This is a genomic window from Moorena sp. SIO4E2, assembly GCF_010671945.1.
Taxonomy (GTDB): domain Bacteria; phylum Cyanobacteriota; class Cyanobacteriia; order Cyanobacteriales; family Coleofasciculaceae; genus Moorena; species Moorena producens.
The window spans coordinates 1-2,270 of the sequence record NZ_JAAHIE010000909.1 but is presented as its reverse complement, the minus strand read 5'-3'; the positions used below and the strand labels follow the sequence as shown (position 1 = coordinate 2,270).

The following is a 2,270-nucleotide window of genomic DNA, read 5'->3' as shown; positions in this document are numbered from 1 at the left end:
TCAGAGTCACTGCTTCAGTTAGCTCTAATACAGCTCGATCTTCCGGACTAAAAAACGGCGTTTCTCGCCAAGCATTTAGAACATAAATTCGTTGTTCTGTTTCTCCATTACTTCTGGCTTCTTTTGTATGCATATCGATACAAAACGCACATTTATTCAGTTGAGAAGCACGAATTTTAATTAACTTTATCAGTGTTTTGTCTAACCCACTTTTATTCACATAATTTTCCAAGGAATTCATGGCTAAATAAGCTGCTGGTTCAACTTTTTTTAATTCCAATCTTGCTTCCATTTAAATACCTCAATTGGTTGGTAAAATTACAAATTTAACTTTTGACGTTTTACGTGATTACCACATTCCTACTGCTTGATCAAGCTCAGCACGGGCATTGGCCAAAGATTCCTGACGGGCTTCTTCCCCTAAATCTAGTTTCTCGGCATGAATAAAGGTGATATCTGTAATGCCAATAACTCCAAAGATAGCCCTTAAAAAAGGTTCCTGATAATCGTAATCAGCACTAGGGTTTCCTGGAGAGAAACTACCACCACGAGCTGTAAAAATTAGCATTTTCTTTCCCTTAGGAACTAAACCCCGATATTGACCAGCTTCGTCAAAGGTAAAGGTGCGATTAAATCGGACAATTTGATCGATATAAGCTTTGAAGGTAGATGGAACATTGAAGTTGTACATGGGAATGCCAAAAACATAGCGATCGGCTGCTATAAATTCATCCACCAAAGTATCTGATACTTTAATTGCGTCTACCAATTCAGGATTGCGTTTTTCGGGAGGACAAAATGCTGCAGCAATCCACTTTTCATCCACATGGGGGACAGGATTATGACCTAAATCTCGATAGGTTACAGTGTCGTCTGGATAGAAAGACTTCCAAGTTTGAATAAACCGATTAGACAATTGCCGAGAAATAGAGCGATCGCCACGGGGACTAGCATCAATGTGAAGAATATGGGTCATAATTAAGTTGAAGGTTGTTCGCGAAGCGTGGCCAATAGGCCAAGGTGGTTTAGTTGTTCGCGAAGCGTGGCCGAAAGGCCAAGGTTGTTCGCGAAGCGTGGCCAATAGGCCAAGGTGGTTTGGTTGAAGGTGGTTTGGTTTAAGGGTTAAGGTGGTTTGCTTTAAGGTTCAGAATATAACCTGTAACCTGGTAACCTAGTAACCTAGTAAGCTGTAACCTGTAAACTCTAACCTGTAACCTTCAACCTGCTAACCTTCAACCTGCTAACCTCCTAACCTGTAACCGCGTCACCGCGTCACCTGTAATTGGGATTATTTGATGCCTACTGCCATTGAGTAAGCTCCTACAAGAGGTTTAGTGTAAGTATCTTTGAATCCTACTTTGTCCATCCAAGCACAGCAGTCTGCTCCTGTATAGTCGAAACCCCCAAAGGTTTCGATCAGCATATTTAGGCTCATCAGTAACCCAAACCTGTTCTGGCAGCGCTGATCGTCGATTAGTGCGTCGTAGACAATCAATGCACCACCGGTCGGGAGTGCTTCGTAGGCTTTGGCAATTAACAGGTGCTTTTGTTCTAGATTCCAGTCATGCAGGATGTGTCCCATTACCAAAACATCAGCACTAGGCAGCATATCCTGGAAAAAGTCACCACCATGGAAGTCTAATCGCTGGCTAAGTCCTCTGGAAGCAACATATTCCTCGTAAATTGGGCGAACCACTGGCAAGTCGAACCCACCTCCATGTAAATGGTCGTGACTTAGGGCAACTGTTACTGGTAACTGCCCTTGAGCCGTACCGATATCGATAAAGGTCTGAAACTTCTCCCATGGAAATTTCTCAGCGATCGCCTTAGCTACTCCCATACTGATCCCAGACATCGCTTCCAGAAAGATTTTTAGGCGGGCGGGGTCCCCGTAAAGGGTGCCGAAGAAGTCTTCTCCATTTTTGGCTTCATTCTGGGGTTGACCGGTTCGTAACCCTTCTGTTAATGAACCCCAAAATCCATAGAGACGGCTGTTGCACATCTCTAGGCAACCACCGATATAGGAAGGCTTGGAGCGGTCAAGAAACAAATCACTTTCAGGCGTGTTACTGTAACGGTCATTACAACGCTCTAAAACGTTTAAAGCAACTAGTGCATCCAAAAAATCTCGCGCACTACGGGGATGAAGTGCTAGTTTTTCAGTCAATTCAGCAGCAGTCATAGAACTCTGAGCCAGTTCAGTAAACACTCCCAGTTCGACTGCACTTAAGAATGTCTTAGATGCAGTCGAACTGGGAGTGTTTACTGAA

The 2,270-nt window shown here is 43.6% G+C and carries 3 protein-coding genes; all 3 read right to left on the bottom strand.

Translation table 11 applies throughout. The features are described 5' to 3' along the window. Positions 1 to 292: carboxymuconolactone decarboxylase family protein (locus F6K37_RS38865; RefSeq protein WP_287256545.1), on the bottom strand; the 292-nt coding region annotated here is incomplete at its 3' end. A 57-nt stretch (positions 293 to 349) separates the two neighbouring features. Next, on the bottom strand, positions 350 to 976 hold the full coding sequence (locus tag F6K37_RS38860; RefSeq protein ID WP_008185403.1) for an FMN-dependent NADH-azoreductase: 627 nt from the start codon (positions 974 to 976) through the stop codon (positions 350 to 352). 312 nt (positions 977 to 1,288) lie between these two features. After that, positions 1,289 to 2,270 (bottom strand): methyltransferase (locus F6K37_RS38855; protein ID WP_287256543.1); only part of this gene is annotated, 982 nt, incomplete at its 5' end.